At 61.2% G+C, this 26,335-nt stretch carries 20 protein-coding genes; 11 read left to right on the top strand and 9 right to left on the bottom strand.

The genetic code is table 11. The annotated features are described in order from the left end of the window. Positions 1-255: 255 nt before the first annotated feature. Positions 256-2,622 (bottom strand): TonB-dependent receptor plug domain-containing protein, encoded by a 2,367-nt coding sequence (locus M2336_RS06360; protein ID WP_264592716.1) that lies wholly within the window; start codon positions 2,620-2,622, stop codon positions 256-258. A gap of 727 nt (positions 2,623-3,349) precedes the next feature. Between M2336_RS06360 and M2336_RS06355 the strand changes: the two genes are divergently transcribed. Next, positions 3,350-4,294: an aldo/keto reductase gene (locus M2336_RS06355; protein WP_264592715.1), complete on the top strand. Its 945-nt coding sequence runs from the start codon at positions 3,350-3,352 to the stop codon at positions 4,292-4,294. A 90-nt stretch (positions 4,295-4,384) separates the two neighbouring features. Beyond that, entirely contained in the window at positions 4,385-5,626 is a 1,242-nt protein-coding gene (locus M2336_RS06350) for an NTP/NDP exchange transporter (protein ID WP_264592714.1), read from the top strand. A 130-nt stretch (positions 5,627-5,756) separates the two neighbouring features. On the opposite strand, the gene chrA is transcribed toward M2336_RS06350, so the two are convergent. Further along, complete coding sequence (chrA, locus tag M2336_RS06345; RefSeq protein ID WP_264592713.1) at positions 5,757-6,947, bottom strand: chromate efflux transporter; 1,191 nt, start codon at positions 6,945-6,947, stop codon at positions 5,757-5,759. 955 nt (positions 6,948-7,902) lie between these two features. On the opposite strand from chrA, the gene M2336_RS06340 reads away from it, so the two are divergent. The 3 genes from M2336_RS06340 (at position 7,903) to M2336_RS06330 (ending at position 12,887) form a co-directional block, all read left to right on the top strand. Further along, positions 7,903-9,279: an ATP-grasp domain-containing protein gene (locus tag M2336_RS06340; RefSeq protein WP_264592712.1), complete on the top strand. Its 1,377-nt coding sequence runs from the start codon at positions 7,903-7,905 to the stop codon at positions 9,277-9,279. Continuing rightward, a complete protein-coding gene (locus tag M2336_RS06335) occupies positions 9,279-10,064 on the top strand; it encodes a sulfite exporter TauE/SafE family protein (RefSeq protein ID WP_264592711.1) in 786 nt (261 codons plus the stop codon). Before M2336_RS06340 ends, M2336_RS06335 begins: the two co-directional genes overlap by 1 nt. A gap of 558 nt (positions 10,065-10,622) precedes the next feature. After that, positions 10,623-12,887: a TonB-dependent receptor gene (locus tag M2336_RS06330; RefSeq protein WP_264592710.1), complete on the top strand. Its 2,265-nt coding sequence runs from the start codon at positions 10,623-10,625 to the stop codon at positions 12,885-12,887. Between the two features lie 107 nt (positions 12,888-12,994). On the opposite strand, the gene M2336_RS06325 is transcribed toward M2336_RS06330, so the two are convergent. Genes M2336_RS06325 through M2336_RS06295 form a run of 7 tightly spaced genes read right to left on the bottom strand, consistent with a single transcriptional unit; the run spans position 12,995 to position 19,297 of the window. Further along, a complete protein-coding gene (locus M2336_RS06325; RefSeq protein WP_264592709.1) occupies positions 12,995-14,152 on the bottom strand; it encodes an LLM class flavin-dependent oxidoreductase in 1,158 nt (385 codons plus the stop codon). 11 nt (positions 14,153-14,163) lie between these two features. Further along, entirely contained in the window at positions 14,164-15,126 is a 963-nt protein-coding gene (locus tag M2336_RS06320) for an LLM class flavin-dependent oxidoreductase (RefSeq protein WP_264592708.1), read from the bottom strand. Beyond that, positions 15,123-15,731 carry a nitroreductase family protein gene (locus M2336_RS06315; protein WP_264592707.1) on the bottom strand — a complete coding sequence of 203 codons (609 nt, stop codon included), beginning with the start codon at positions 15,729-15,731 and terminating at the stop codon, positions 15,123-15,125. Before M2336_RS06315 ends, M2336_RS06320 begins: the two co-directional genes overlap by 4 nt. Then, complete coding sequence (locus M2336_RS06310; protein ID WP_264592706.1) at positions 15,731-16,594, bottom strand: ABC transporter ATP-binding protein; 864 nt, start codon at positions 16,592-16,594, stop codon at positions 15,731-15,733. Before M2336_RS06310 ends, M2336_RS06315 begins: the two co-directional genes overlap by 1 nt. A 14-nt stretch (positions 16,595-16,608) precedes the next feature. Beyond that, positions 16,609-17,379, bottom strand: coding sequence for an ABC transporter permease (locus tag M2336_RS06305; RefSeq protein ID WP_264592705.1), 771 nt, complete (start codon positions 17,377-17,379; stop codon positions 16,609-16,611). Then, on the bottom strand, positions 17,376-18,182 hold the full coding sequence (locus M2336_RS06300; RefSeq protein WP_264592704.1) for an ABC transporter permease: 807 nt from the start codon (positions 18,180-18,182) through the stop codon (positions 17,376-17,378). Before M2336_RS06300 ends, M2336_RS06305 begins: the two co-directional genes overlap by 4 nt. Continuing rightward, a complete protein-coding gene (locus M2336_RS06295) occupies positions 18,182-19,297 on the bottom strand; it encodes an ABC transporter substrate-binding protein (RefSeq protein ID WP_264592703.1) in 1,116 nt (371 codons plus the stop codon). Before M2336_RS06295 ends, M2336_RS06300 begins: the two co-directional genes overlap by 1 nt. Positions 19,298-19,565: 268 nt before the next feature. Here M2336_RS06295 and M2336_RS06290 point away from each other — a divergent pair, with 268 nt between their 5' ends. From M2336_RS06290 to M2336_RS06265, 6 genes are all read left to right on the top strand, one after another. Continuing rightward, positions 19,566-20,630 (top strand): ABC transporter substrate-binding protein, encoded by a 1,065-nt coding sequence (locus tag M2336_RS06290; RefSeq protein WP_264592702.1) that lies wholly within the window; start codon positions 19,566-19,568, stop codon positions 20,628-20,630. 81 nt (positions 20,631-20,711) lie between these two features. Next, on the top strand, positions 20,712-21,821 hold the full coding sequence (locus tag M2336_RS06285) for a sigma-54 interaction domain-containing protein (RefSeq protein ID WP_264592701.1): 1,110 nt from the start codon (positions 20,712-20,714) through the stop codon (positions 21,819-21,821). Positions 21,822-21,972: 151 nt separating this feature from the next. Next, positions 21,973-23,073, top strand: a complete 1,101-nt coding sequence (locus M2336_RS06280) for an ABC transporter substrate-binding protein (protein WP_264592700.1) — start codon at positions 21,973-21,975, stop codon at positions 23,071-23,073. 12 nt (positions 23,074-23,085) lie between these two features. Next, the gene (locus M2336_RS06275) at positions 23,086-23,829 is read left to right on the top strand and encodes a class II aldolase/adducin family protein (protein ID WP_264592699.1); all 744 of its coding nucleotides are present in this window, start codon (positions 23,086-23,088) and stop codon (positions 23,827-23,829) included. 65 nt (positions 23,830-23,894) lie between these two features. After that, entirely contained in the window at positions 23,895-25,256 is a 1,362-nt protein-coding gene (locus M2336_RS06270; RefSeq protein WP_264592698.1) for an LLM class flavin-dependent oxidoreductase, read from the top strand. A gap of 14 nt (positions 25,257-25,270) precedes the next feature. Next, positions 25,271-26,329 (top strand): ABC transporter substrate-binding protein, encoded by a 1,059-nt coding sequence (locus M2336_RS06265; RefSeq protein WP_264592697.1) that lies wholly within the window; start codon positions 25,271-25,273, stop codon positions 26,327-26,329. Positions 26,330-26,335 lie beyond the last annotated feature (6 nt).

Here is a 26,335-nt window from a genome sequence, read left to right as displayed (position 1 = left end):
TTTGAAGTGCGGACGGGGTACCGGCGAGACATCATGTGTCTTTCACTCAAGCCTCAAAAGCAGGTTAAGTTTCCAGACAACCACATCTCGGCTCTAATCGTACGGCAGATTTCGTAATGTCAGGCGCACTGGAATGTGCGCAAAGCGGTCGCTCCGTGTCATGTTGCTGTCCCGGCCCCCAGACTGTGATGTGACGGGCGAGGATGGAGCGCTGCCACCCTCGCGTTTCCTTCTGGCCGCTCAGGCGCAAGATCGTTACCAGTTCAGGCTAAACCTTGCATAAACGTAGCGACCATTGAAACCGAACGGCGAATAATAAGGGAATGCCGTGGCGCCTGCATTATAATTGTTGCCGTTGGTCGTGGCGACAGCATCAGGATAGACATCGAACAGATTGTTCGCGCCAATGGCCAATGTCCCCTTTTGCATCAGCTTCACGCGCCCCTCGAGGTCGATTAGCGTGTGCTTGCCGGTATTGACATAATCGATGACGTTCGGGGCTGGCTCCACCACATTGCCATAATAGGTGGCGCGAAGCGTGGCGCCGACATTGCCCAGCGACCAGTCCGCAGCGGCGCTACCCTTCCAACGCGGCGTTCCACGTTCCAGGCTGGTGATGCGCTGCTGCGAGAAGAGCGCCGCTCCACCGGGAGTTGTGCCGGGCGCATCGGTTATGGTCACCTCGTTGTAATTGCCGGCCGCTGTCAGGTCGAACTTGCCCAGCGTGTCGCTGGTCAGGCGATAGCGAGCGATCACGTCAACGCCCTTTGTCGTGGAGCGGATGCCGTTGATAAAGAATCGCGCGCGATCGGTCGTGCCGACGCCAGGGATCGCGAGGTTCTCGGACAGCGCGATCTGATCACGTACACGGATACGATAGGCGTCCACCGTGAACTCCAAACCGCCCGTCCGGAAGACGGCGCCTGCCGACAGGTTGGTCGATTTCTCCGGCCTCAGCGCCTGACCGCCCAGGGCAACGGCGGCAGCGGTCGTGGACGGCTGCGTCCGCACATCGACGATCACATTGTTGATCGAGGTCGACTGAGTGAAGCTGTAGAATTGCTGTTGCAGCGACGGGGCACGGAAACCGGTCGATGCCGTGGCACGCAGGGCGAACTGCGGCGCGAAGTCGTAGCGGAGCGACACCTTGCCGGTGCCATTGTCGCCGAACGTCGAATAATGCTCATAGCGTCCCGCCGCACCGACGGTCAGATTGGCGATCTGGGCTTCAAGGTCGAGATAGGCGCCGATGTTCTCACGACTGTTCTTGCCGGCATCCGCCGGGCGGAAGCCGGCAAAGCCTTGCGCGCCGCTGCCCAGAGCGACGTTTGCCCCTAGAGGACCGCGATTATAGGATGCAGGCTCGCCCGCTTCCTCCTCGAAACTTTCACGGCGGCCTTCGACGCCGAAGGCGACGTTCAGGCTGTTGTCGCCCGCCAAGGCGATCTTGCGGGTGACGTCCGCACCGCCGGTCCACTGGTCATAGGTCAGGCGGCCGCTGTAAAAGTCCGTCTGAGACGCCGTGCCATAGGTGGAATTCAGCGAACGGCGGGTTTCAAAAGTCAGCGTGTTGCGGCCATAGGATGCGTTGATATCCACCGCCCAATCGCCAATCTCGCCTTTGACACCGAGCAAGGTGTTGATGTCCTTCGAGTCGACATTGATCAGCGGTGTAAAGCCATTTGGGTAGATGGCCGGCACGCTGTTGGCATTGGAGAGCGGGCGGGGAAGCGCCGCGCCGGTGCTGTCGCGCTTCTGATAGCCGGCATGGCCATAGACTTGCCACGTCCCGCCGACGGGCGCGCCGAAATTCGCGAACAGCGTATACTGCTCGACCTCGGGATCACCGAAGCGCGAGGAGACGATCGCCGGCGTGAAGCGCGTGTCGACGTCACCACGACTGGTCCGGCCGCGGTTCAGATAGTCGGCCGAGAGAGTCAGGAAGCCATCGGTTCCAAGAGCGATCCCCTGCCACAACGAGGCGGTGAGCGTCTCGCCATCATGAGCCTTGCGGCTGGACCGAGCCGGGCTGACGTCGGTCACATACTGACCATAGCCCAAGGTCGCACCGCCGCCGCTGCGCGCCTCGCGCAGGCGCAGGTTGACGACGCCCGCAATCGCGTCTGAGCCATATTGTGCAGAGGCGCCGTCGCGCAGCACCTCCACGCTTTCCAACGCGATTGTAGGAATGGTGTTGAGATCGAACGCAGCGGCGCCGCGCCCAACGGATCCGTTGGTGTTGAGCAGGGCCGACGTATGACCGCGAACGCCGTTGACGAGTACGAGGGTCTGGTCAGGTGACAGGCCGCGCAGCGTTGCCGGACGAATGCTGTCGGTCGCGTCCACAGCGGACGAGCGCGGGAAGTTGATAGACGGCGCCACATTGGCGAGCGCCTGACCCAGCTCGGCGGTGCCTTGCCCACGCAGCGCCTCACCGCTCAGCACGTCGACAGGAGAGGTCGTATCGAGGCGGGTGCGTCCTGCAACGCGCGTGCCGGTGACGACGATATCCTGCTCGGCATAGGCGCTATCATCAGCTGCCGCCGTTTCCTGAGCATGGGCGGCTGTCGAAAGGGCCACCAGCCCCACCGAGGCGAGCATGAGGCGGAGTGTATTCGTCATGGTGTATCCTTTTTCCGGCAACCTGGCTGCGCCGATGGCTTCCATATCTGGAAACCTTATTGATCTAACTTCAGCCAAGCGCACCTGTAATTGCACTGTTGGCTGAATTACTCTACTAAATGCGTAGGGAAAGAAAGGATTCCTACGCCCTATTATATAGAAACCCTGCTGTGCCTTTTCTGCCACGATACGATGGGTTATAGTTTATCCCCTTTGATGGTCGGTGAGGCGCGTGAGAAGCACGCCCTATTTGCACCGCACCAATCGCTCCCGTTTTTGCTGCCAGCAGCCATCAGGCGCCGCGGCGCAGTTACCTGAAGTGACGGCGGACCGTTGACTAGCTCAATCCTGAAAATCGCCACCCTTCCTCCCAGGCTTCTCTCGGCAGCACGCTGCCAAGTGCGCGCATCCCGCACTTTCCACTCCAGACGAGCCACCACCTGGATGCGGCAGCATTCGAAGCCGGCAGCTGGTCAGGCGGAGCCGAGGGCGCTTTCAGCGATCTAACTTATGAGCTCGAACGTCGGCTACGTTGGCAGTTTCAGCCTTTAGCCTTCAAGCAATCCCCAACGCCTACCCGCATGGAGCCAGCAAGCGGATGCAGGGGCTGTCACGGTCTGCGCCAGCCAATCGCTAGTCCGCCCCTCCCGCGTTCAGAGCGGCTTTTCAAACGTGATTGATCAGCGTAACCTGCTAAAAAAGCAGTAGCTTGGCAGGAGGATCAGCCATGGCCGAGATTTCACGTCGTGAAGGGTTGACCTTGGCCTTGGGCGGTGCGGCCGCGCTGTCCATGGGGGTGAAAGCATCCGCCCAGACACGAATGATCATGCGCCCCGTGCCAAAAACTGGTGAAATGCTACCTGTAATCGGCCTGGGAAGCTCGGCGACATTTTCGCAAGTTGCACAGAGCGAGGATGTCTCGGCGTTACGTGCGGTGCTTCAGACGCTCGTCGACAGTGGCGGCTCGGTGTTCGATACTGCGCCCAGCTACGGGGCCTCAGAGGAAACGGCGGGCCGCATCGCGACGGAAGCCGGAATCGCCAACCGACTTTTTTGGGCCACCAAGGTCAACGTTGTACGCGGCGGCGCAGCAGATTCTGCGGCGGCAAAGGCGCAAATCGAGCAGTCGTTCGCCCGCATCGGCCAGCCAAAGATCGACCTGATCCAAGTGCACAATGTCGGCGATCCGGCGACGCAGCTTCCGATCCTGGCAGATCTCAAGGCGAAGGGGCGCATCCGTTATTTCGGGATCACCTCCACGTCAGAAAATCAGTATCCGACTTTAATTTCGGTGATGCGTAACGAGCCGATCGACTTCATCGGCATTGATTATGCCGTGGACAATCGCGAGGTAGAGACCACGATCCTGCCGCTGGCGCTGCAACGCAAAATCGGTGTCTTCGTCTACGCGCCATTCGGCCGCACGCGGCTGTTCCGACGGGTCGGGGAGCGACCGCTGCCGGACTGGGCGACAGATATCGACGCCAAATCCTGGGCACAAGTGATGCTGAAGTGGATCATCGGTCACCCTGCAATCACCGTGGTTACCCCGGCCACCAGCCAGCCGAAGAACATGATCGATAATCTGGGCGGCGGCGTCGGGCGGATACCAGACGCCGCATTGCGCGAGCGAATCGCCGCGTTCATCGGCGCTCTGCCGCAGGCTTCCTAAGCCGCGATGCATAGAACGGGGTCGAAAGAGGCGCAGGCCAGTTTCGCTCAGCGGCACCTCGCCCGTATCGTGAATATTGAGCCAGGAGAGATGAAGGCGGTCATGGCCGCGTTCCTACTGTTCTTCTTCGTGCTCGGCAGTTATTTCGCGGTCCGGCCCGCACGTGAAACAATCGGCACGCTGCTTGGGCGCGACTACGTCGCTGACCTGTGGCTCTACACCGCGATATTCTCGGTCGCTATTGTCCCTCTCTACGGCTGGCTGGTCTCCCGCGTGCGGCGCAGTGTCTTGTTGCCCTGCATCTACGGTAGCGTGTCGCTTATGCTCGTCGCGCTGGGGCGGGTGATCGGCAACGGCGATATCGATCATGGTGTCGGGGCGTTTTTCTATGTGTGGATCAGCGTCCTCAACCTCATGCTGGTCTCGGTGTTCTGGAGCTTCCTCCTTGAGATGTTTTCAAGCGAACAGACGGGGCGCCTGTTCGGCTTCATCGCAGCGGGTGGCACATTGGGAGCGCTGATCGGCCCCTTGATCACTGCGTTCATGGCCGAGCGCCTAGGCGTTTCCGGTCTGCTATTTCTCGCAGCCGGCGGTTTTGCCTGCGCCATCCTCTGCCAGCTCATCCTCCTCGCGATCTGGCGGCCCGCAACAACCGCAACGACATCGTCGCAGGCCCCGCTCAACAAGGGACTGGGGGGCAATCCCTTTGCCGGAATATCGCAAGTGATGTCCTCGCCCTATCTCATGGGCATTGCGCTCTTTGTCTGCCTGCTCTCGGTGGCGAATACGATCCTCTATTTCGAACAGCTTCGCATCGTCGAGCAGACCTTCCCGGACACAGACCGACGCACCCAGGTGTTCGCCAGTATCGATGTGGTCGTTCAATCCCTCACCATTGCCACCCAAGTGTTTCTCACCGGCCGTATCGCCAGCAAATTGGGCGTGAAGGGCCTGCTGACCCTCGTGCCGCTCGTGATGATTGTAGGTTTTCTGGCGCTTGCCGCTTTTCAGGTCTTCGCGGTGCTGGCGATTGTTTTCGTCGTGCGGCGCTGGGGCGAATATGCTTTCGTGCGTCCAGGGCGGGAAATGCTGTTTTCAAAGCTGGATACCGAGACCAAGTACAAGGCGAAAAGCTTTGTCGACGTGCCAATTTACCGTTTCGCAGATTATGTGGGGGCACAGGCCAAGACTGGAATCGATGCAATGACTGCCTCGCCCACAGTCAGCGTACTGACAGGGGCTGTGCTGGCCGGGGTCTGGGCCTTTAATGGACTATGGCTCGGTCGCCAACACGATGCAGCGCCTTCACATGAAAGGAGGGCCAACGCATAATTCTTCGTTAGATTAACCCCCGGCCAAGAACGCTGATCGCGCTGAACCGACGGCAGCTAAGCCTGGTCGCCACTCACAAACAGCCATTCGGGCTAGACGACAAAGCAGCTATCGCTTCCGGGAGATGTCGTCATAACGAGACAGCAGCACCGGTCAGTGCGCCGCCAGCCAGGATCGCAGGCGTCACCCATATCGCCTTTAGGCGCCATGCGGCGGCCAAGGCGAAACCAAACAATATGATAGCTATTGGTGGCGAGGAGATGCGCGACCATGCGGCCTCACCCAACTGCAAGAACGTCGCAGCGATAATGCCAACCACTGCTGCCGCAATGCCTTCCAGCGCCCGTTGAAGACCAGGCCGATCGACGATCGCTTCCAGGCGCTCGTAAAAAATGAGTGAAAAGGCAAATGCGGGAAGGAACATGCCCGCCGTGATTGCAAGTGCCCCGGGAAGTGCGCCCGCAACATAGCCGGCGAACGTTGCAAAGATGACAAGCGGCGCAGGAAGAATCCCTGCCAGCGCGACGCCATCGAGAAAGGTCGCGTCGCTCAACCAGCCACGCCCCACCGTGTCGGCTCGAACGTAAGGTATGGCAGTGTAGGCGCCGCCAAAAGTCAGTAACCCACCCTTTAAACCGGCAATGAACAGGGCGGCAACGGTTGACGGTTCGTGAGAGATGTCGAGTACCGCTTGTCCGGGGGGAATAAAATGAATGCTGATGGCTGTGCCTGCGGTAACGACAGCAATGGCAGCGGCAAAATACGACCGATGAGAACAGGCATAGATTGCCGCGCCGGCAACAAGTGGCAACCAGAATGGGATATTCGCCAAGGTAAGCAGCGCGCTACCCAAGGCGATCCCACAGGTCAGCGGATCCACCAGGATATGCTCGCCGATCCGAACAACCGCGCGCAAGATGATCGCCAGTACGGCGACCTGGATACCGAGAAGCGGCCCGCTCCACATTCCGTGTTCCGCGATCCATGTGACATAGACCCAACCGGCGAGCAGCATCAGGGCGAAACCTGGCAGCATAAAACCCAATCCTGCCAAAAGTCCGCCAATCCTGCCCCGGGCAATGATGCCGAAGTGGACGCAGAGTTCATGGGCCTCAGGCCCTGGTAGCACCTGTAGGATCGCGAGCAGCCTGTTGAAGCGAGAGCGGTCGATCCATCGTTCCTCCTCGACCAGCGACTGACGCAGCATGGCAATCTGGGCTACAGGCCCGCCAAAGGCGAGAAAGCCGAACCGGAGGAACTTGAGAAAAATTGCCGATAGGCTGATCAACGGGGGACGATTGTCAGTAACGGTGTAATCCATAAACGCTCCTCGGCCGCAGACGCAGCAAATGGAGCGGACTTGGACGAGCACCGTCTAATCGGGCGTCCGCAATGCCCGATGCAAGATGTATCGTTGAATGCACACGCGGCGTCAATGACCACTTTTCCGCAGCTTTCCAGCCAATAGCTGGATAACTTGTCCGCCGGGAAAGGAAATCGGTCACCCTGAATTAACCGCTGCCTTCAGGAATGCTCCTTCAGCCGCTATAGGCCGGATGATGGCGGCGGACACCTTATGCGACGCACCAGCCAGTCTCCCCAAATCTATAATGCGAGCTCCTGGCAATCTTCCTCGCAAGCCATGAGCAGCAGCTTCAACCAACTTTAATCCTCTCGTGCCCGACCAGTCGCGCGTTGACATGGTTGGTCGGGCAACGTTCTCGGAACGGACGAGACTTCATTTTCTGATAGAACTATGAGGTGGCAGTACAGCTCAAGCGGCGCCCCATTACGCTTTTCATCTAATCATTTCGACCTCACCCTGCGCGAAAGCCCGAGTTGAGGTGGCGATTGCCCCCTTCCTCTCCCTTTCGACGATGGCTGCAGACATCATCGGGCTGCCAGATTAGAGGGCGTGCGTGCTCACCGTGCCGCGAAAGTTGCCCTGATGGCCAAGATCAAGTTAAACGGTCGCGTGACACCATCGTCATCGGAATTGAAGTCTTCACACCTATCCCAGACCGAAAGACACAGGCTTGTTACCTAACCAAGGTTTCGATCATTGAGTATTTAGTTCGTCGGCACGAAACAGGAATCTTTCAGTTCAGTTTGATCGTTCGTGACGCTTGATCGATATTCGTCACAAGCCGCAGCGATCATATCGCTTGAAGCAACGTCAGCATCTCTTATGATCCGGACATAATCGCTGCGCTGCATGGTAGCATGCTCCTGTCCGTAGCTGGGTAGGAGAGATTAAAACCACCAGGGAGCTAACAATGCTGCGCGGTTGGATCCTTTTCCATCATGAGCTCAATCCGGCGAACCCGGAAGTGCCCGAAGTCCTGCGCTTCCAGGAAGCAGCTAATGGCATGAGTATCGACCTAGCAGTGTACGATCCGCATTGCTTCGATCTCATCGTCGGAGGTGAAGAAGATTGGGCCGTGACCTACAATGAAAAGCGCGTAGATCGGCCCGATTTCATCATGTGCCGCACAGGCGCGGAGACCGACTACTACACCCTGGCGCTCTTGCGACATTTCGAGCGGCGTGGTGTGCGCCTCATCAACGGGCCCGCGACGATCGAACGCGTGGCCGACAAACTCCATACTCTGCAAAGCCTCAATCGCGTTGGTCTTCCGATCCCCCGCACAATTCTCGGCACCTTCCCAATCGATGTAGATCTCGTTGAGCGAGAATTGGGCTTCCCGGTCATCGTGAAGACGCTCAAAGGGACCCGGGGTGCAGGCGTTCTCAAATGCGAGAACCGGAGCCAGTTTGAAGACCTTGCAGGACTTCTGGAAAGCGCCGAAGCGAAGGCCGAATTCATCCTGCAGCATTATGTCCGTGCGAGCCACGGCCGGGATGTTCGCGTTCTCGTAGTGGGCGGGCGGGTCATCGCGGCTATGGAGCGCCGTTCGCTCACCGGCGGCTTCAAATCCAACGTCTCTTTGGGCGGGGTTGGCGTGGCCTACAATCCTCCGCCCGAGATGGCCGAACTTGCCGTCAAGGCGGCGGATATTCTCGATCTCGACATCACCGGCATCGATATCCTGTTTGACGAAGACGGCTATCGTATTTGCGAAGCCAATTCAGCGCCTGGCTTCCAGGGGCTGGAGCGCGCCAGTGGACTTGATGTGCCATCAACAATCCTTGAATGGATCGTGGAAACGCAAAATGTAGAAGCGTCTGCCGTCGCCGTCGCCGAGGATAGCGTTCTGACGGACATGATCTTCGGTGGACGCACCGGCCTGCGGGCAATCACCGACAGAAATGCTCACTTCCGCGATTTTGCGAGCGCTGTAAGCATCCGTCTATTCAGGGCGAGCCTCAGTTGCCTGGGCCAAGCGCTGGCACCGTCCCTGCTGACAGATCCTAAGAACGGAACTAGACTTAGCTTAAGAGCGCTCTTTGAAGGCCGAGCGCGTACCAACCTATCCGCACTCGACGACAGTGAGCAGGAGCGTACGTTGATCGTGGTTCTGGCGCTCGCGTCATGGGCAGCCGTCCTGCCATGGATCGCTGGCGCCGGCGTCATGGCGAGCGGCTTTCTCTCGCTGATCGCCTTGTGTTTCCCCCTTCTCTACCTGCTCACGGCTCCGTCCGGCCGCCTCGGGCGATCACTTTCCGCGCTCACCGCGAGCGATCAGAGCTGATGGAGGTTGCTGCAATCCCGTGGGCAGACATTGCCCCCTTCATCATTGTAGGCCTTTTCGCTCAGATCATTGACAGTGCGCTTGGCCTCGGCTTTGGCGTGCTTTCGAATTCGCTGCTGGTGTTGCTGGGCGCGCCGCCCATTACGGCATCGGCCACAACGCGCACCGCCGAAAGCTTCACGAGCGGCGCAACTGGCGTTGCCCATGTCCTACAGCGCAACGTCGATTGGCCCCTATTTGCGCGGCTTGCCGTGCCGGGCGTGATCGGCGGAGTGACAGGCATATGGGCGCTCTACTTTTTCCAGAGCGAGATCTTGCGTCCGGTCCTTCTGGTCTATCTCGTAGCAGTCGGAGCCTATTTGCTATGGCGGGCACCGCGGAGGCCCTTCGCGTTCCGCAGGATCAGGCTCGTTGCGCCCCTCGGTTTTCTCGGCGGTTTCCTCGACAGCTCTGGCGGGGGCGGCTGGGGGCCGCTGGTAACGGGCAATCTCTTGGCTCAAGGCATGACACCGCGCATGGCCGTCGGCACGGCAAACGCAGCAGAATTCTTCGTGACTGTCACAGTACTCACGGCGTTTGCAGGCATCCATGGTCTGCACTTCACCAACGCTGCGACGGGCATCCTGATCGGCGGTTTGGTGGCAGCACCCTTCGGCGCTTGGCTGACGCGTCGCATGCCGCCCAAGCTTCTCCTGAAACTGGTAGGCGCACTGCTGGTTGCCACGAGTATCTGGGGCCTTGCGTCACTGATGTTCGATCCGCTGCCTGTCTTTCCGCGTATCTGACCGTCAGATCGCGAGATTGTCTGATTATAGCCCCCAGCGCCGCGATGTCGCGACTCCGTCCGTAGGCCCCAGGACATTTTGAACGCCTAACCGACCAAGGAGACGCTTCCTGCTGGGGAGGCGCGTCACCACTTCCAGTCCGACATCGACGGTTAGGACATTTCTCTCTTTCGAGACCGTCCTTGCAAACCGCATTCTTTCCCGTGTTTGACGGATGCGCTTTGGAATTGTTCGAAGCCGTTCGTCGCCAAAGATAGCCCGATCTTGCTCAAACCAAACAGGTCTGCATCTTCTGCTGAAGGCTTGATGTTGGTTTTCAGTTGCTGGATATTCAACAAACGCGCTGAATTAAGCGCGCAGAATAACGCTCCCCGCCGTCAATTCTTAGAAAATATATTATAAATCAATACCTTATTTATCTGGCACGGCATTTGCGAGGGCTACCCCGTCCGACCCGCATGACAAGGCGGGCACTCACAGCAAATTCGGGGAACCTCATTGTCCAGAACTAGAAATCCATCGAGAGTCGGCCGCGCTATCGGTGCAAGCCTTTTTGCCTTGCTCGCCGCCGGCTATGTGCCCGTGGCCCTCGCCAATGATGATGGCATAGCGGCAGAGGCCGCTGATGCAGAAAGCAGTGGCGGCACCATCGTCGTTACGGCTCAGCGCCGTGAAGAGCGTCTGCAGGACGTCCCGGTTGCCGTCACTGCGCTCGACGAAACCCTGTTCAGCGTCGGCGGGGTCGGCCGTTCGGCGAACGAAGTCCTAAATCTCGTCCCCAATGCCACGGCTGGCACCCAGCAGCATGGTCGCCCGCGCTGGTGGATCCGTGGCGTGGGCGCAGGCCAACAGCAACTCGATCTTGCCAATCCGGTCGGCTTCTATCTCGATGATGTCTACATCAGCAATTCCAGCGCGACGGGCCTCCCGCTCTTCGACATCGAGCGCGTGGAAGTGCTGCGCGGGCCGCAGGGCACGCTTTGGGGCAAGAACACAACGGGCGGCGCGATCAACGTTCTTTCCAAGCGTCCCTCCCTGCGCGGACAGGACGATAGCTACGCGAAGCTCGAATATGGCAGCTTCGACAACAAGATTGCGGAAGGCGGGATCGGCACCACGCTGATCGATGACAAGCTTGCAACGCGCGTCTCATTCCGTTTCGACGATCGCGGCGGGCGCTTCGACAACCTCTACACCGACAGCAAATCGAGCGCGGTTAAGGACAATGTGCTGCGCGGACAGATCCTCGCCAAGCCGACTGAGGCCCTGCAAGTCCTGTTCAGTGTCCATTATCGCGATTACGAAACGGACGGCACATATTGGAACACGGCCAGCTATGCGGCCAACGGTGTCTTCCGCAATGGCTATGCGCCACCAACAGGCATCAACCAGGTCAGTATCAATGCGCCCGAATGGAGCCGCAACAGGCAATTGGGCGGCTCTCTTCATCTCGACTGGGATCTTGGCCCCGCCACGCTGACTGCGATCACCGGCTATGAACGCTTCAAGTCGATCAGCGCAGGGGACAATGATTACACGCCGCTGGAAATTGCCCGCGGCTACACGGAGGCCCGGTCCCGCCAATGGACGCAGGAGTTGCGGCTGGCCTCGGCCGGTAAAAGCGCGCTGAGCTGGATCGTCGGGCTCTTCTACTTCAATGAGAAGATCCGCTCGAACGCCTACTCAGCGACGCTGCCGCAAGGCACAGTCCCCGCTCGGCCTGGCTCGACCGCGCCCGCCGCCTACGGCCTCACCCGCTACAATCACAAAGCGGAGAGCGGCGCGATCTTCGGCAGCGCGACCTATGCCTTCGCTGACAGCTTCAAGTTGACGCTGGGCGGCCGCTGGACGCGCGAAACCAAGACGCTGGACTTCGATCGCTTCGCTTCGCCGGCGGCGGCACAGACGAGCTGGACCAACTATGCCCAGTGGTGGAACAGCTATACAGGGACGTTCGGCGGCATCGGCACGTTCAGCAACGATCTCAAACAGACATGGGACGCGTTCACTTACGACATCACGCCCTCGTGGAATATTGACCGCAACAATCTCATCTACGCCAAATTCTCTCATGGCGTGAAGTCGGGCGGTTTCAACACCGCCGCGACCCTGCCGATCGCCCTGACGGCGGTGCGGCCGGAGAAACTCAATGCCTATGAAATCGGCTACAAGTCCAGCTGGCTCGATGGCCTGGTGACCTTCAACGCGACTGCATTCCATTATGATTACAAGGATGTGCAGGTCAACGTGGTCGGCCCCAACCCAGGAGCTGTTGGTGGCGCTACGGTGTCCTATCTTCAGAACGCAGACAAGGCGAAGGTGAACGGCGCCGAATTCGAACTGGCGGTGACACCCGTGGACGGCCTGAAGCTCAATACGTCGCTTGGCTTGCTGGACACCGAATATACGCAATTCCAGGTGCTGAACGGCGGCGCCAATCTTGCAGGCGCCCAGTTCGTTCGCTCGCCAAAGGTCACCCTGAACGGGGGCGCCTCCTATCGTTTCCCGATCGGCAATCTCGGCAATCTGGAATTTGCGGCGGATGCGCGCTACATCTCGCGGCAGTTCTACTATGTGACGCCGCAAGATACGGTAAACCGCTACTTCCTGACTCAGAAGCCCTACACGCTGACCAATATCCGCGTCACCTACACGACGAGGGACGAGAATGTGAGCGTGAGCGGTTTCGTCAACAATCTGTTCGATGTGCGCTATCTCAACCATGCGTTGCCCGCCGCCAACGCGGCGCAAGGCGTGACCGGCGACACAGTCGCATGGGCCGACCCGCTGACGGCGGGCGTTGCGGTGCTGTTCCGCTTCTGAGGGGAGACCGGGCCGGGCGGCAGCGTCCGGCCTTGACCCCAGGCACAAATAGAAAGAGGGCGCCGGGATCATCTCCCGGCGCCCTCTCTGTTTTGCGGATTATAATCCTATTCGGCAGCGGCGAGTAACGCAGGCGCGTGACGTCCGAGCAAAGGCAGCACTTCCTCACCCACGCGATAAGCCTCTTCGAGATGCGGCGTGCCGGCCAGAATGAAGCCGTCCGCGCCACGCGCGATCAGATCATCGAGCCGGGCCGCGCACTGCTCATAGCTGCCGACAATGCCTAAGGCCGGGCCGCCCCGCAGCAGATTGAACCCGCCCCACAGATTGGGCGCGACGATCAGGTCGTCATAACGGGTCGCGTCGCCCGGCTTGAGGGCCGCCTGACGCGCCGCGCCAACCGAATCGCTCTTCTGCGCGCGCCAGCGCTGCCGGGTCTCCTCGCTCACATTCTCGAAACCCTTGCGAATGTCGGCCCAGGCTTCCTCCTCGGTCGCCCGCGCGACGAGATCGACACGCACGGCGCATTTCTGCTCGCCGCCTAGCGCGGCCGTGCGCTCCTTGACCCGCGCGAACTTGTCAGCAAGTTGATCGAACGGCTCCAACCAGGAGAGATAATAGTCGGCATGTCGCGCGGCGACTCCCAGCGCAGCCTCGGAAGAGCCGGAAAACCAGAGCTCCGGGAATTCCTCCGTCTGGAAACTTGCCGGTAGTCCGCCGCCCCGCAGTTGATAGAATCTGCCATCATAGGAGAAGTCGGAGGACCTCCACACGCCCCGAAAAATGTCGAGCCATTCGCTCGTGCGGCCATATCGGTCGTCATGGGCAAAGCTGTCGCCCCACCAGAGCTGCGCAGGCCCCCCACCGCCAGTGATGATGTTGAATAGCAAGCGCCCGCCGGTGGCACGCTGCAGGCTGGCCGCCGCGCGTGCCGAGTGCACCGGATTGCCGAAGCCGGGCTGGAAGGCGATCATGAAGCGGAAATCCCGCGTCTCACGGGCAAGCAACGACGAGATTACCCAGGGATCATCCGTGTTCGGAAAGGACGGGATCAGCCCGCCCTGAAAGCCGACACTCTCGGCCGCTTTTGCAATGGCCGCCAGATGGTCGATGTAGGAGAAGCTATCCGGCTCCCCGTCCCGGGTGAGGCCCGGCGCAACGTTACCGGGCTTGAGCGGCGACCAGTCGCCCCGCTCGTAGCCGCTGGTCCGAATGCTGTCGTGGCAGCCATGTGTGGGCAGGCGCCAATAGAAATCGATGGTCATGGCTGGTCTCCTCAGGCGGCCTGGAGGGTGGTGTTTGTAAGCGCGCGAAGGCGCGGCAGCAGATGCTGACCGACCCGATAGGTTTCTTCCAATGTGGGCGTTGCCTCCAGAACGAGTTCGCTGATGCCGGCGTCAACCAGGCGCACAAGCGTTTCGGCCGCATCGTCATACCCAGCCACGAGCGTTCCGGGTGAGAGCGTGCGCCCTTGCACGTCCTTTTCCGCCTGTGCTGTGTCTTCACGCAGCAGCAGCGGCTGGATAATCCCTGCACGCACCTGCCGCCCCTGCCCCGCGGCCAGATCGTTCAGCCGTGCTATGCTTCGCGCGATCCCGTCCAGCGCGGCGGGCTGGAACAGATGCACATCGGCATGGCGCGCCGAAAGCGCCAACGCCTCCTCGTCATCGCCCTGCAGGAAGATTGTTGGGAAGGACACATGATTGAGAGGCGCATCAAAGCCACCATTCTCCACCTCGAAATAATCCCCCTTGAACGTGAAGGGGTTCGTGTGGTGCACACCCCGGGCGACGGTGAGAAACTCGTCAAGCCGCTGCCCCCGCGCATCGTCTGAAATAAAATCGGCCTGCCGTTCCCGCTCGGCCTCGCCGTCATCGGGCGCAATGGCCCAGCCCAGACGACTGCTTGTCCCTCGTTGAAACGTGCTCGCCTGCTTGGCGGTATAAACGGCTGACCCGACAGACGCGGGGAACTCCGGCGTGATGAGGAGACGGGGCACTGCCCGCGCAACAACGGCAGCAATGATCCGACTTTCGTCCGCTTCCAGCCGATGCCGCACCAAGAGTCCGTCGAAAGCGGTCTGGGCAGCCGCTTGCGCCACCTGCACATAATAGTCGAAACGGTTCTGTGTCGCGGTCCGGCGATCGCGCACCAGCGTGGGCAGTTCGGCGCGGCTGGCAGCTTCCGAACGGTTCGGTTCCGCCGCCGGATCAAGCCGCCAATGGACGTTGAGGGTCATGCTGCATTCCTTCCATCGGTAAAGGCCGGCACGTCCAGCGTGCCAGAAAACACGAATTCATCGAGCGGACGCCGCCCGTTGGGCGCTTCTGTGCTATGAAATTCGGGGTCCAGCTCATGCAGATCGCCTCTCCGTCCCAGCGCTATGATCGCCTCGATCGCGAAGTCGTCCGGGATGGCGAGGCGGGCGCGGGCGGAGCCCCGGTCGAACCCGCCGATGCCGTGGGTGTGCCAGCCCAGCAACAGCGCCTGATGAGCGAAGTTCGCCCAGGCGGCCCCGGCGTCGAAGCGGTGCGAAGTGTTCTCGACGATTTCACCGCGCCGCTCGACAGACCGGCGCGACAGGATGAGCACCAGCGCAGAAGCCTGTGCGGCCCAGAGCCGGTTTCGCGGCATCAGGAACCCCAGATAGGTGTCCCACCAGGCGTCGCCGCGCTGCGTGACGAGAAAGCGCCAAGGCTGGGCGTTCTGGGCAGAGGGCGCCCAGCGTGCCGCCTCGAACGCGCTTTTCAATACCGTCTCTGGAACGGCTTCGCCCGTGAAGCTGCGGGGGGACCAGCGATCGACAAACAGGGGGTCGACAGGGTGATCGGCGGCACGGGTCATCAACGACCCTCCCGATTGGGCAGGCGCAGGAGGTTACCGGGATCAGTCGCATCGTCACCCGCACCGGAGGTGAGCTCGGCAAGGATCTCGTCCTTCAGCCGGTGGAGCAACGGCGAGCGCCGGTCGCGCGGATGAGGCAGATCGACATCGACGATCCGGCGGATACGACCGGGATTGGGCGACATGACAATCACGCGATCGCCGAGATAGAGCGCCTCTTCCACATCATGCGTCACCATCACCATAGTCGAGCGCTGGGTCATCCAGATGCGCTGAAGCTCGTTCTGGACATGCACGCGGGTGAGCGCATCGAGGGCACCCAGCGGCTCGTCGAGGAGCAGCAGCCTAGGTTCGGTGACGAGCGCACGCGCAATGGCGGCGCGCTGCGCCATGCCGCCCGAAAGCTGATGGGGATAAGCCTTCTCGAAGCCCTTGAGATTCACCAGCGCGATATGGTCCGCGACGATCTGGGCGCGGCGGGCTCGCGGCGTCTCGGTATTCAGCAGTGCCAGCTCGATATTCTGTTCGAGCGTCATCCACGGAAAGAGGCGATGGTCCTGAAAGATGATGCCACGATCGAGGCTGGTCGTGGCGATCCGCTCGCCATCGAGCCGCAATTCGCCGCTGTAGTCGGTGTCGAGCCCCACGATGAGACGGAGCAGCGTCGACTTGCCGCATCCCGACGCACCGACGATGCTGACAAACTCGCCAGGGCGAACATCGAGATTGATGTTCTCGAGAATCTTCCGTGGCTGACCGCCGATCTGAAAGCTTTTGTCGAGGTGGCTGACGCTGAGTGCACCGCGACCAACCGGGCCAGACTCCCGGGTTTCATGGTTCTTCGGCAGAGGTGTGCCTGACATGTTCATATCTCCCATCATTCCGCGGAGGGTTGCCAGCGCAGCAGATACTGGCGCAGGCGTCGGAAAAGCTGATTGATGAGGAAGCCGAGCGCGGCGGTGACGCAGATGACGACCAGCATCACATCAAGCCGCTGCTGGACTTGCGCCATCTGCATGGCGACGCCCAGCCCGGAGCCGGCGCCCGTGAGCAACTCGGTCGCAAGCGTGGCGATCCAGGCAAATGCGAGCGCCTGCGTGATGCCAGTCAGGATCAGCGGCAGTGCCGCAGGCAACAGGATGAAGCGGATGCGCTGGAGCGTTCCGAACCGAAGGACACCACCGACCTCCAAATAGCGCCGCTCGACCTGCGCCACACCGGCATGGCTGTTCAGCATCGAGGGAAAAAAGGCCGACATGCTGACAACGATCAGCTCCGTCCCCTCGCCGACCCCGAACCACAGGCCCATAAGTGGCAGCCAACCGATCATGGGGACCTGACGGAGCGCGTTGAGCAGAGGCCCCAATAGGCGGTCGACCGGTTTCCAGATGCCCATGGCGATGCCCGTCGCCACACCGAGCGGCGCACCGATGGCCAGCCCGGTGAACGCGCGCTGCAATGTCGCAAGGACGTCCCGCAGGAGATCGCCGCTTTCGACTAACGCCTCGAACGCTGCACCAACCTGCGCCGGCGGCGCGAAGGTGACAGCATGCTGACTGGACTGCGATTGCCACCAGATGATCAGCAGCACGGGCACCATCAGGCCGAGGCCAAGACGCACGGGCCAGCGAGCGAGCAGAGTTGTCATATCGTCCTCCAGCGGGAGGCGCGACTCTCGACATAGCGCGCGCCGCGATCCAACAGAAAGCCAATGAGACCGCTGACGACGACGCCGGCCAGCACCACATCGATCTGGAAGAGCTGTCGGCCCATTTCCATCATCTGCCCGATGCCGCTATCGGCCGCGAGCAACTCAGCCGCGACGAGCACGATCCACGCGCGCGTCAGGGATATGCGCACGCCCGTCAGGACGGCCGGGACGGTTGCCGGCAACAGGATGCGGCGGATGAGATCCAGCATGTGCAGCCGGTAGACCCGCGCGACTTCGAAGTAGTTGCGCGGAACACTGCGAATGCCGTCGAACGTCGCAAGCGCCATGGGGAAGAAGGCGGCGATCGCGACCACCGCCAGCTTGAAGGGCTCGTCGATGCCCAGGAACATCACCATCATCGGGATGAAGGCAATGACCGGGACCTGCCATATCGTGTAAAACAAGGGCGAAAAAAGGGCCTCGAACAGGCGGGAGAGCGCCATCGCTGCGCCGAACGCCATGCCGAGCACGGCACCGATCAGAAAACCGAGCGCAAGGCGCCTGAGACTATCCCCTACATGGCGCTGAAGCTCACCAGAAGCGGCCATATCCACCAGCGACCAAGCCACGCTGCTCGGCGGTACCAGGATCTGGGGCGGAAATATGTCGAGCGAACAGGCGAACTGCCACAGTGCGAGCAGGAAGAGCGGCGCGAGGAAAGCCGAGAACTGCCTCCCGCCAAATTGCGAGCCGGGCGACGAAGACCGGAAGCGTGCGGCGGGGAGAGCCTGACTCGCCATCAGTTCACCGCCGGCGCCGGCTGCGCCCAAAAGCCTTCGAGCTTCTGATCCTTGATGGCCTGCTGAACGAACCGCTCGTCCAAGAGGGCGTCGGCATCAACCTTGTTGCGGATAAGCCCCCTCTCGAGCGCGTAGTCCGCAACAGAATGATAATGGGTACGGAGCGCCGGACTGAAGAGTGGCGAGAACCTTTCACGCCAGGGAATGCCGGAATTGGCATAATCTTTCGCCACGATTTCCGGCGGCAACGCGCCGCGCGACGAGCGCTGGATCACGCCATCCCGATTGGCTTCATCGGACGACCAGACCGCCGCGCGAACGAAGGCATCGACGACAAGCTGAGTTAGGTCGGGATGCGCATCAACGAAATCCTTCCGCGCAAACAATTCGGCACGCATCTTCCAATCGGCGGGCGCCTCCTTCGTCGACCAGATCACGCGACCAATGCCCTTCTGCTCGACCAGCAACCCATCCGAAAGCAGCACGGCGGCATCGACACTTCCCGATTCGAGCGCAGCGGGTGTGGCCGAAGGATTGATGTTCACGATCTTGAAATCGGTGAGCTTCAGGCCCTTGCTGTCCACCAGCTTCGAGAACGGAAGCTCCCATGGCCGTCCGCGATGCAGAGCAATGCGCTTGCCTTTCAGATCCTCGACGCGCCTGGCCGCCAGTCCCTTGCGCACAATCAGATAGACATCCTGGCCCTGCCCCACCGGGGCGACGATCTTGAGCGGCACACCGCCCGACACGGCAATCACGGCGGGAAAATCGCCATAAGAGGCGAAATCGATCCGCTTTCCGGAAAAGCCTTCGTTGATCAGCGGGCCGCCGACGGCGGTGGAAACAGGCGCGAAAACAAGGTCGATGCCTTTCTTCGCCAATTGTTCCTTGAGCCAGCCCTGTTCGAGCACAATGCCATTAAGGCCATTGAACACTTGCTTGCCCTGATAAGGATAAGCGATCGAGGCAATGGTCACGGTTTTGACAGGGCCTGCGTCGCCACCGCTGCCCGAACCGCCACAAGCGGCAACCACCGCGCAGCCAAGCATAGCAGTGATACCAAGCAACCCGCGCCGGACAATGGAGAGAAACGACTTCCTGTATTGATCCACCATGATGGCTCCGTGCTGCGACCTTCGACACTCGTGCCTCAAAGTCTTGCAGGACATGTGCCAACCCGGCTTTTGCGGTGCTTTCCGCCAAATCGCGGCTGCCGAAATCAAACAGGTGCTGATTTTTCCGCAGGATGCCGCCCCCATTTGCGCGAAAAGAAGCGATGGCGGCGCGCCCTTGGTCCGCGCATAACCGGAATATGGACATGGCACGCACCTTGCTCTCATCCTCATCGCCCAACACGGCCAGAGACCCATGGAGACTGACGAGATGACGGACGGAGCAGCATCAAGAGCCGCCAGGACGTTGGACTGTGTCTGGATGACACGCTGTCCCGTCCCTGCGGCCTCCAATGTTGCTTATGCCAAGGGGTGGATGACGGAGGCATTCGCGAAGGACATCGTCGCGGTGGGTCGCATCCACGAGCTGGGGCTCAACCTCGTCGTCGACGATCCTGAACATCAGGCCCTCCATCTCTTTCGCGAAGGTGGTAATATCCAGGCCTTGGCGGCGCGGGCGCTTGGCGCCCCAACCCGTGTGATTGGGCTGAGTTGGACGGACGAACGCCAGGCGATCATGGTACGCTCGGGAATGGCGGTCCACGAGCCAGGTGATCTCCGGGGACTGTGCTTCGCGCTGCCCGGTTACGCCCGCACGCGCGGTGAAAGCATCGCGCGAGGGATGGCGCTGCATGGCATAAAAAGCGCGCTAGCGCTGGGCGGGCTCACGCTCGACGATGTCCGGCTGGTGGAAATTCCGGCACCGCCAGTAGAGCAGGCAAGCGCGGAAGGCATGCGCCGCCTTTGGCTTGGCCTTGAATGGCTCGCGTCAGGGCGTGTCGATGCTGTTTACGTAAAAGGCGCAGCCGGTGCAGAGGCTGCACAGCGGCTCGGACTGGAGATCGGCATCGACCTTGACGCTTATCCCAGCCGCCTTGCGCGCGTGAACAACGGGACACCGCGTCCAATCGTGGTCCACCAGCATATGCTCGACTACCATCGCGATCTGGTGGAGCGCTTTCTGGAACAGACGCTCCGGGCAGCCGACTGGGCTGCGGAGAACCCTGGCGATCTCAAAGCGATCATCGCCAGCGAGACGCTAGCCGGGCCTGATGGGGTGGAAACCGCCTATCGCAACGATTTTGCGCGTTCGCTCCATCCCGACCTTTCCGATGAGCGCGTCGAGATGCTCGAAATACAGGCGCGGTTCCTCTGGCTGCATGGTTTTCTCGAGACCCCGGTCGATGTCAAAAGCTGGATCTGCGCTGAGCCGATGCGAGCGGTCGTCGGGCGCCGGAAGAGCGTGTTCTCTGGCCTCTCCTCGCCCCGCGAATAGTGCAGCTAAGCGCTCAGATCTATTTTCTACTAAACTGAAAGAGAATAAGCTGCTACTCAGTCTTCACCAAACGGAGGCAATATGACGAACAGTTCACAAAGCCGGATTGGTGAGCGGGGGAGCGTCGGGTTGGTCTCAGCGACGAACCGCGACGGACGCCCGTTGCTTGCCTATGACAGCGACCAGCATCATGCAGCGGGCCCGCGTGCCCGTGCGCTCGTTTTTAGTGATCCGCGTTCGCGTGCATTGCTGCCGCTGATCGAGCGCGTGGCGCCAAGCGATGCGAACGTTCTCATTCTGGGCGAGACGGGAACCGGCAAGGAACTGGTGGCGCGCTATGTCCACAGCCTCAGCGACCGTGCGGAAGCGCCCTTCATCGCTGTGAATTGTGGCGCCTTCTCCGAATCGCTGATCGAGGGCGAACTGTTCGGCTATGAGAAGGGCGCCTTTACTGGTGCGAATATGGCGCGTGCGGGGTGGTTCGAAGCAGCAAACGGCGGCACGCTGTTTCTCGATGAACTTGGCGACCTCGCCCCATCCCTGCAGGTCAAGTTGCTCCGAGTGCTGCAGGAACGGGAAGTCGTTCGACTTGGATCCCGCAAGGCGGTTCCCCTTGATGTACGCGTGATCGCGGCGACCAATGTTGGCCTGCAAAAGGCCATGAGCGAAGGCCGCTTTCGCGCCGATCTCTTCTATCGACTGCAGGTCGTCTCCATCCCGCTGTTGCCGCTGCGGGAACGGCGCGCTGACATCTTGCCACTGGCCCGACATTTTCTGGACATTTACGGCGCAAAGCGCAGTACGAGCGGGCTCGAATTCAGCGCCGCGGCGGAAGAGGCGCTGTTTCAGCATCTCTGGCCTGGCAACATTCGCGAACTGGAAAACGCCGTACAGCGCGCGACGCTAATCTGCGAAGATGGTCGCATCAAGCCCGCAGACCTTGGCCTTTCACCCATTATCGATCCCATCGAGCCTGGAAGCGAGCCAGCTTCGCTTGAAGACGCTGTTCGCACCCTTGTCGGGCCGCTTCTCAACGGGGCGCATGAGGCCGTGCTCGATCGACTGGTGGCCGCCACGGTCATCGAGGCGTTTCAGCAGAGCAATCGCAGCCAGACAAAGACAGCAGAACTGCTTGGCGTGACGCGCAACGTGGTGCGTACGCATCTTAAGAACCTTGGCCTCATCCGCTAGGAACGGATCAGGAGCGCTGAAATTCCACCGCACGATTGCGCAATATGCCGCAGTCCCCGTCTAACCGTTGATCAGAATGTACGTAATTCGGCCGATTTTTTGATTGGCACAGCTCTTGCGAACCAAATGGGGTCACCACTGGAGACCCACCGTGCCGAGCCCTGCTACTTCCCTTCCCTTGGATAGCAAACCGGAAGACATCTGGTTCACCCGCTGCCCCGTTCCCACCGCTACAGGCATTGCCTATAAGCTCGGTTGGTTGACGCAGGCCTTCGAGAAGGATGGCATTGCGCTTCGGACCCTTCAGGAGTCCGGTTCGGACCTCGGCCGCCACCATTATGATCACCGCCTGCCGACGCTGATCCGCGAAGGCGGCAATATGCTCGCCATCGCCGCACGCGCGCAGGGTGAACCGACAAAGCTCGTGGGCCTCACCTGGATCGAGGAAAGCCAGCTTATCCTCGCCCGGCCGGACTCGGGCATAAGCTCCGCCGCTGATCTCAAGGGCAAGCGGCTGGCGCTGCCGGGTTGGAGCCATAACGATATCCCTAGCCATGTGCGCGGCACCAGCATCGCACGCGGCATGTCTCTGGCCGGCTACAAGGGCGTGCTGGCATCGGCTGGCCTGACGTTCGACGACGTGACCCTCATCGAGACGCCCGACCACCTGCGCAACATCGGGGGCAGCGGACGCGACCTGCAACCGCGCGGCACGGGCCAACGCAGCGGCGTGGGGCGGCTATGGCCCATCGAATCGCTGGTGGAAGGCAAAGTCGACGCGATCTATGTGAAAGGCGCCGCCGCGCTGGACCAGGCGCGCGAAAATGGCCTCGTCGTCGCGATTGATCTCGATGCTCTGCCCGACCCGCGATTCCGCGTGAACAATGGCACACCGCGCCCCATCACCGTGCATCAGAGCCTGATCGACGACCACTTCGATCTGCTGGCCCGCTTCCTCGCGGTCACGCTGCGCGCGGCCGACTGGGTGAAAGACCAACCCAACAGGCTGGGCGAGATCCTGGAATATGAGACGGAGGGCAGCGCTCAGGCCGTGGATCAGGCCTACGCCCGCCTGCACGAGGGCCTGCACCCCACGCTGGACGAAGAGCGGCTAGCCCTCTTCGACCTTCAGAAGAAATTTCTCTTCACCCATGGCTTTCTCGATGCGGATTTCGCGCTGGCCGACTGGATCGACCCGCGTCCGCTGGAGGCAGCCCGCGCCCTCAACGCCAAAACCCCGGCATTTGCCTGAAAGGAACGCATCATGACTGAACGATCCGCCCTGTCCCCCGAAGCGACCGACTTCATTGCCAAGACCGAGCAAGACGCACGCCGCGCCTTCCGTCTGCTGCGTGAAACCCGCACTATCTCACCGAGCGGCACGCTGTTCTTCGGCGTCCGCATTCCGGGCGAAGAGAAAATCATCACGCTGAACTATCAGGGCCTGTGGGAGGACGATCCCGACCAGCCACTGACGGCGGTGATCGGCTTCGACGGCACCGTCTATCAGGGCAAGCCGGGCGGCACCGCGCGCTATCTCAAGCTGTTCCGCACCCATGAGGGCGTGCAGGCAATCAGCCATGTTCATACCCCGCATCTGGGCGCCTACTCGCAGGCGCATGCGGCCCTGCCGCTGCTGTACGTGCCCAACCGCCGCTTCCGCTTCACGGCCGAACTGCCTGTCTACATCAACCGTCGACAGCCCGAGGTCGATTTCATCATCGATTCGATCGCGCAGGATCGCGAAGTGCCGGGCATTGTCGAAGCCAATGGCGGCGCGACCATCTGGAGCTGGAAGGGACTGCGCGACCTCGTCAACAATATCGTGCTGCTGGAGGAGGGCGCGCAGTTCCAGATCCTCGGGCAAGCGCTCGGCGGCTCCAGGCCGTTCGGTCCGGGCGTGCTGGAGCAGCAGTGGAAGATGGGCAAGCTGGTCCCGCCCGATGCTCGCGTCGACGACGACGGCACGATTCATTTGCCCGAGCCCTCAGCAGAAGCCGCTGAATAATCACAGCCCGGTGCTTCTCACGAGGCACCGGGCTGTTCGCCACCGCATGATCGGAGCAAACCCCCATGAGTGACCACAAGCGCCAGCTCGCACTCGCCGTGTTTTTGACGCGTCACGGCCATCATCCCGGCGCATGGCGCCAGCCCAGCACGGCCAGCACCGGCAAGCCTGATTTTCGGTACTGGGCCGACCTCGTGCGCACGGCCGAGCGCGGCAAGCTGGACGCCGCCTTTTTCGCGGACTTCGTCGGCCAGAGCGGCGACAGCACCCGAGGGATCGCCCGCCGTCACGCCTTTCTCGATTTCGAGCCGCTGACCGCCACCGCCGCGCTCGCCAGCATCACCAGCTACATTGGTCTGGTGGCGACGGTGAACACCAATTTCGAGCAACCTTACGCGCTCGCCCGTCGGTTTGCCTCGCTCGATCATATCAGCGGGGGTCGGATTGGCTGGAACATCGTGTCCTCGCTCGCCGATGGCGCAGCGAAGAGCTTCGGCATCGACCAGCCCGCCAGCCATGCCGAACGCTATGCTCGCGCCCATGATTTCGTCGAAACAACCAAGGCGCTTTGGAATAGCTGGGAAGACGACGCCTTCGACAGCGCGGACAAGGAAAGCGGCATTTATCTGAACGCGGACGCAGTGCATCCAGTTCACTATCGCGGCCGTTATTATCGCATCGACTCCGTGCTCGACATGCCCCGCCCGATCCAGGGCTATCCTGTCTTTGCGCAGGCTGGGAATTCAGAAGTCGGGCGCGATTTCGCCGCGCGCCACGCCGAGATGATCTACGCCGCCGCTCAGTTCATCGAGGATGCGCAGGCCTTCTACAAGGACGTGAAGGACCGTGTCGCAGGCCATGGCCGCGATCCCGATACGCTCAAGGTTATGCCCGGCCTCTCCTTCACCATCGGCTCCAGCCTACAGGAAGCACAGGACAAGTTCGGGGCGCTTGAGGAAAAAGTCGACTTTGGCGGCGACCTCAATCTCATGGGCCATGACGTGAGCGCCTATCCGCTCGATGGGCCGCTCCCCGACCTGCCTGAGCCCGAGAACGGGAAGGGTCGCTGGCGGCAGCTCACCGCGCTGGCCCGCCGGGAGAACCTGACGATCCGCCAGCTCTTCCTGCGCTTCAACGCGGTCCGCGGCCATCGTGTGGTTCTGGGCACGCCGGTCGACATCGCCGATCAGATCCAGGACTGGTTCGAGCGTGACGCGGCCGATGGCTTCAACCTCATCCCCCCGCTCCTGCCGAGTTCGCTCGAAGACTTCGTCGATCTGGTGGTCCCAGAGCTTCAACGGCGCGGTCTGTTCCGCAGGGAATATGAAGGGACGACCCTGCGCGAGCATCTTCATCTGCCTCGCCCCAAAAATCCGAACGCCCGGGTTTCGCGTGCCGACGCGCCCATCCTTGAACCAGCAAGCTGAAGGAGCTTACCGCCATGAGTCAGAAACTCGACACGCTCTGGTACACCCGCTGCCCAGTGCCGACCGGCCTTGGCATCGCCATCCAGCAGGGGTGGCTCGAAGAGGCATTTGGGGCTCAAGGAACGAGCCTGTCCTCGCTGCTCGAATCCAACGACTTCTCCAAGCGAGAGTCGCATTTCTCGCATACTGTCCAGAACAGCGTACGGCATGGCGGCAACATCCCAGCAATCAGCGCCAAGGCGCGAGGCCGGGACACCCGGGTGCTCGGTCTCTCATGGGCGGACGAAACCCAACTCATCCTAGCCAGTCCGGAATCCAGCATTACGTCGGTTCGCGACCTCAAGGGCAGGCGCTTTGCCCTGCCCAACTGGAAGACGGTCGAGATTGATTTCACCCGCGCCCAGGCCGTTCGCGGGCTGGAAAACGCGCTGCGGCTTGAAGGGCTGGAAGTCGCTGACGTCGAGATCGTCGATCAGGACATCGAGACACATTATAGCGACGGCCAGGCACAGACCGTGGGCGGCACGCTTGCCTGGAACGGGCGCAGCACCAGCCGGGCGCGCGCGAACAATCTTGAACTGATTGCCCTGCTGCGCGGTGAGGTGGACGCGATATTCCTGAAGGGCGCCCATGGCGCACAGGTCGCACACCAGTTTGGCCTGACGACCGTGATCGACACCGGCATTCACCCCGATCCGCTGGTTCGCGCCAATAACGGTACGCCGCGCACGCTGGCGGTGGACGGGCACCTTGTCGACAATCATTTCGATGCTGCCGTCACCATCGTCGAGCAGGTGCTGCGGGCCGAACATTGGGCGCAATCCCACGCCTCGGACGTGCGCCGATATCTCGCGCGCGAGACGAACAGCAGCGAATATTGGGTCAGCACCGCCTATGGCTCGGATGCCCAGACGAAACTGAAGACCGACCTTGCCGAGCAGTCGATCGTCGCAATCCAGGATTTCACCGACTTCCTCCATCGCTGGAATTTCATCCCGCAGAGCTTTGACGTACGGCAGTGGATTGATCCCCGGCCGCTGGAAGCGGCGCGGTCGCTCGCCCTCGCCAGTTGAACGAGG

This window comes from Sphingobium sp. B1D7B (genome assembly GCF_025961965.1).
In the GTDB taxonomy this organism is placed as follows: domain Bacteria; phylum Pseudomonadota; class Alphaproteobacteria; order Sphingomonadales; family Sphingomonadaceae; genus Sphingobium.
The sequence above is the reverse complement of the archived record's forward strand: the minus strand, read 5'-3'. Positions and strand labels throughout refer to the sequence as shown.

What these genes read in the sequence shown, in the direction of transcription:
- M2336_RS06360 (WP_264592716.1), bottom strand. Translation starts at nt 2,622, where the DNA reads ATGACGAATACACTCCGCCTCATGCTCGCCTCGGTGGGGCTGGTGGCC.
- M2336_RS06355 (WP_264592715.1), top strand. Translation starts at nt 3,350, where the DNA reads ATGGCCGAGATTTCACGTCGTGAAGGGTTGACCTTGGCCTTGGGCGGT.
- M2336_RS06350 (WP_264592714.1), top strand. Translation starts at nt 4,385, where the DNA reads ATGAAGGCGGTCATGGCCGCGTTCCTACTGTTCTTCTTCGTGCTCGGC.
- chrA (WP_264592713.1), bottom strand. Translation starts at nt 6,947, where the DNA reads ATGGATTACACCGTTACTGACAATCGTCCCCCGTTGATCAGCCTATCG.
- M2336_RS06340 (WP_264592712.1), top strand. Translation starts at nt 7,903, where the DNA reads ATGCTGCGCGGTTGGATCCTTTTCCATCATGAGCTCAATCCGGCGAAC.
- M2336_RS06335 (WP_264592711.1), top strand. Translation starts at nt 9,279, where the DNA reads ATGGAGGTTGCTGCAATCCCGTGGGCAGACATTGCCCCCTTCATCATT.
- M2336_RS06325 (WP_264592709.1), bottom strand. Translation starts at nt 14,152, where the DNA reads ATGACCATCGATTTCTATTGGCGCCTGCCCACACATGGCTGCCACGAC.
- M2336_RS06320 (WP_264592708.1), bottom strand. Translation starts at nt 15,126, where the DNA reads ATGACCCTCAACGTCCATTGGCGGCTTGATCCGGCGGCGGAACCGAAC.
- M2336_RS06315 (WP_264592707.1), bottom strand. Translation starts at nt 15,731, where the DNA reads ATGACCCGTGCCGCCGATCACCCTGTCGACCCCCTGTTTGTCGATCGC.
- M2336_RS06310 (WP_264592706.1), bottom strand. Translation starts at nt 16,594, where the DNA reads ATGTCAGGCACACCTCTGCCGAAGAACCATGAAACCCGGGAGTCTGGC.
- M2336_RS06305 (WP_264592705.1), bottom strand. Translation starts at nt 17,379, where the DNA reads ATGACAACTCTGCTCGCTCGCTGGCCCGTGCGTCTTGGCCTCGGCCTG.
- M2336_RS06300 (WP_264592704.1), bottom strand. Translation starts at nt 18,182, where the DNA reads ATGGCGAGTCAGGCTCTCCCCGCCGCACGCTTCCGGTCTTCGTCGCCC.
- M2336_RS06295 (WP_264592703.1), bottom strand. Translation starts at nt 19,297, where the DNA reads ATGGTGGATCAATACAGGAAGTCGTTTCTCTCCATTGTCCGGCGCGGG.
- M2336_RS06290 (WP_264592702.1), top strand. Translation starts at nt 19,566, where the DNA reads ATGACGGACGGAGCAGCATCAAGAGCCGCCAGGACGTTGGACTGTGTC.
- M2336_RS06285 (WP_264592701.1), top strand. Translation starts at nt 20,712, where the DNA reads ATGACGAACAGTTCACAAAGCCGGATTGGTGAGCGGGGGAGCGTCGGG.
- M2336_RS06275 (WP_264592699.1), top strand. Translation starts at nt 23,086, where the DNA reads ATGACTGAACGATCCGCCCTGTCCCCCGAAGCGACCGACTTCATTGCC.
- M2336_RS06270 (WP_264592698.1), top strand. Translation starts at nt 23,895, where the DNA reads ATGAGTGACCACAAGCGCCAGCTCGCACTCGCCGTGTTTTTGACGCGT.
- M2336_RS06265 (WP_264592697.1), top strand. Translation starts at nt 25,271, where the DNA reads ATGAGTCAGAAACTCGACACGCTCTGGTACACCCGCTGCCCAGTGCCG.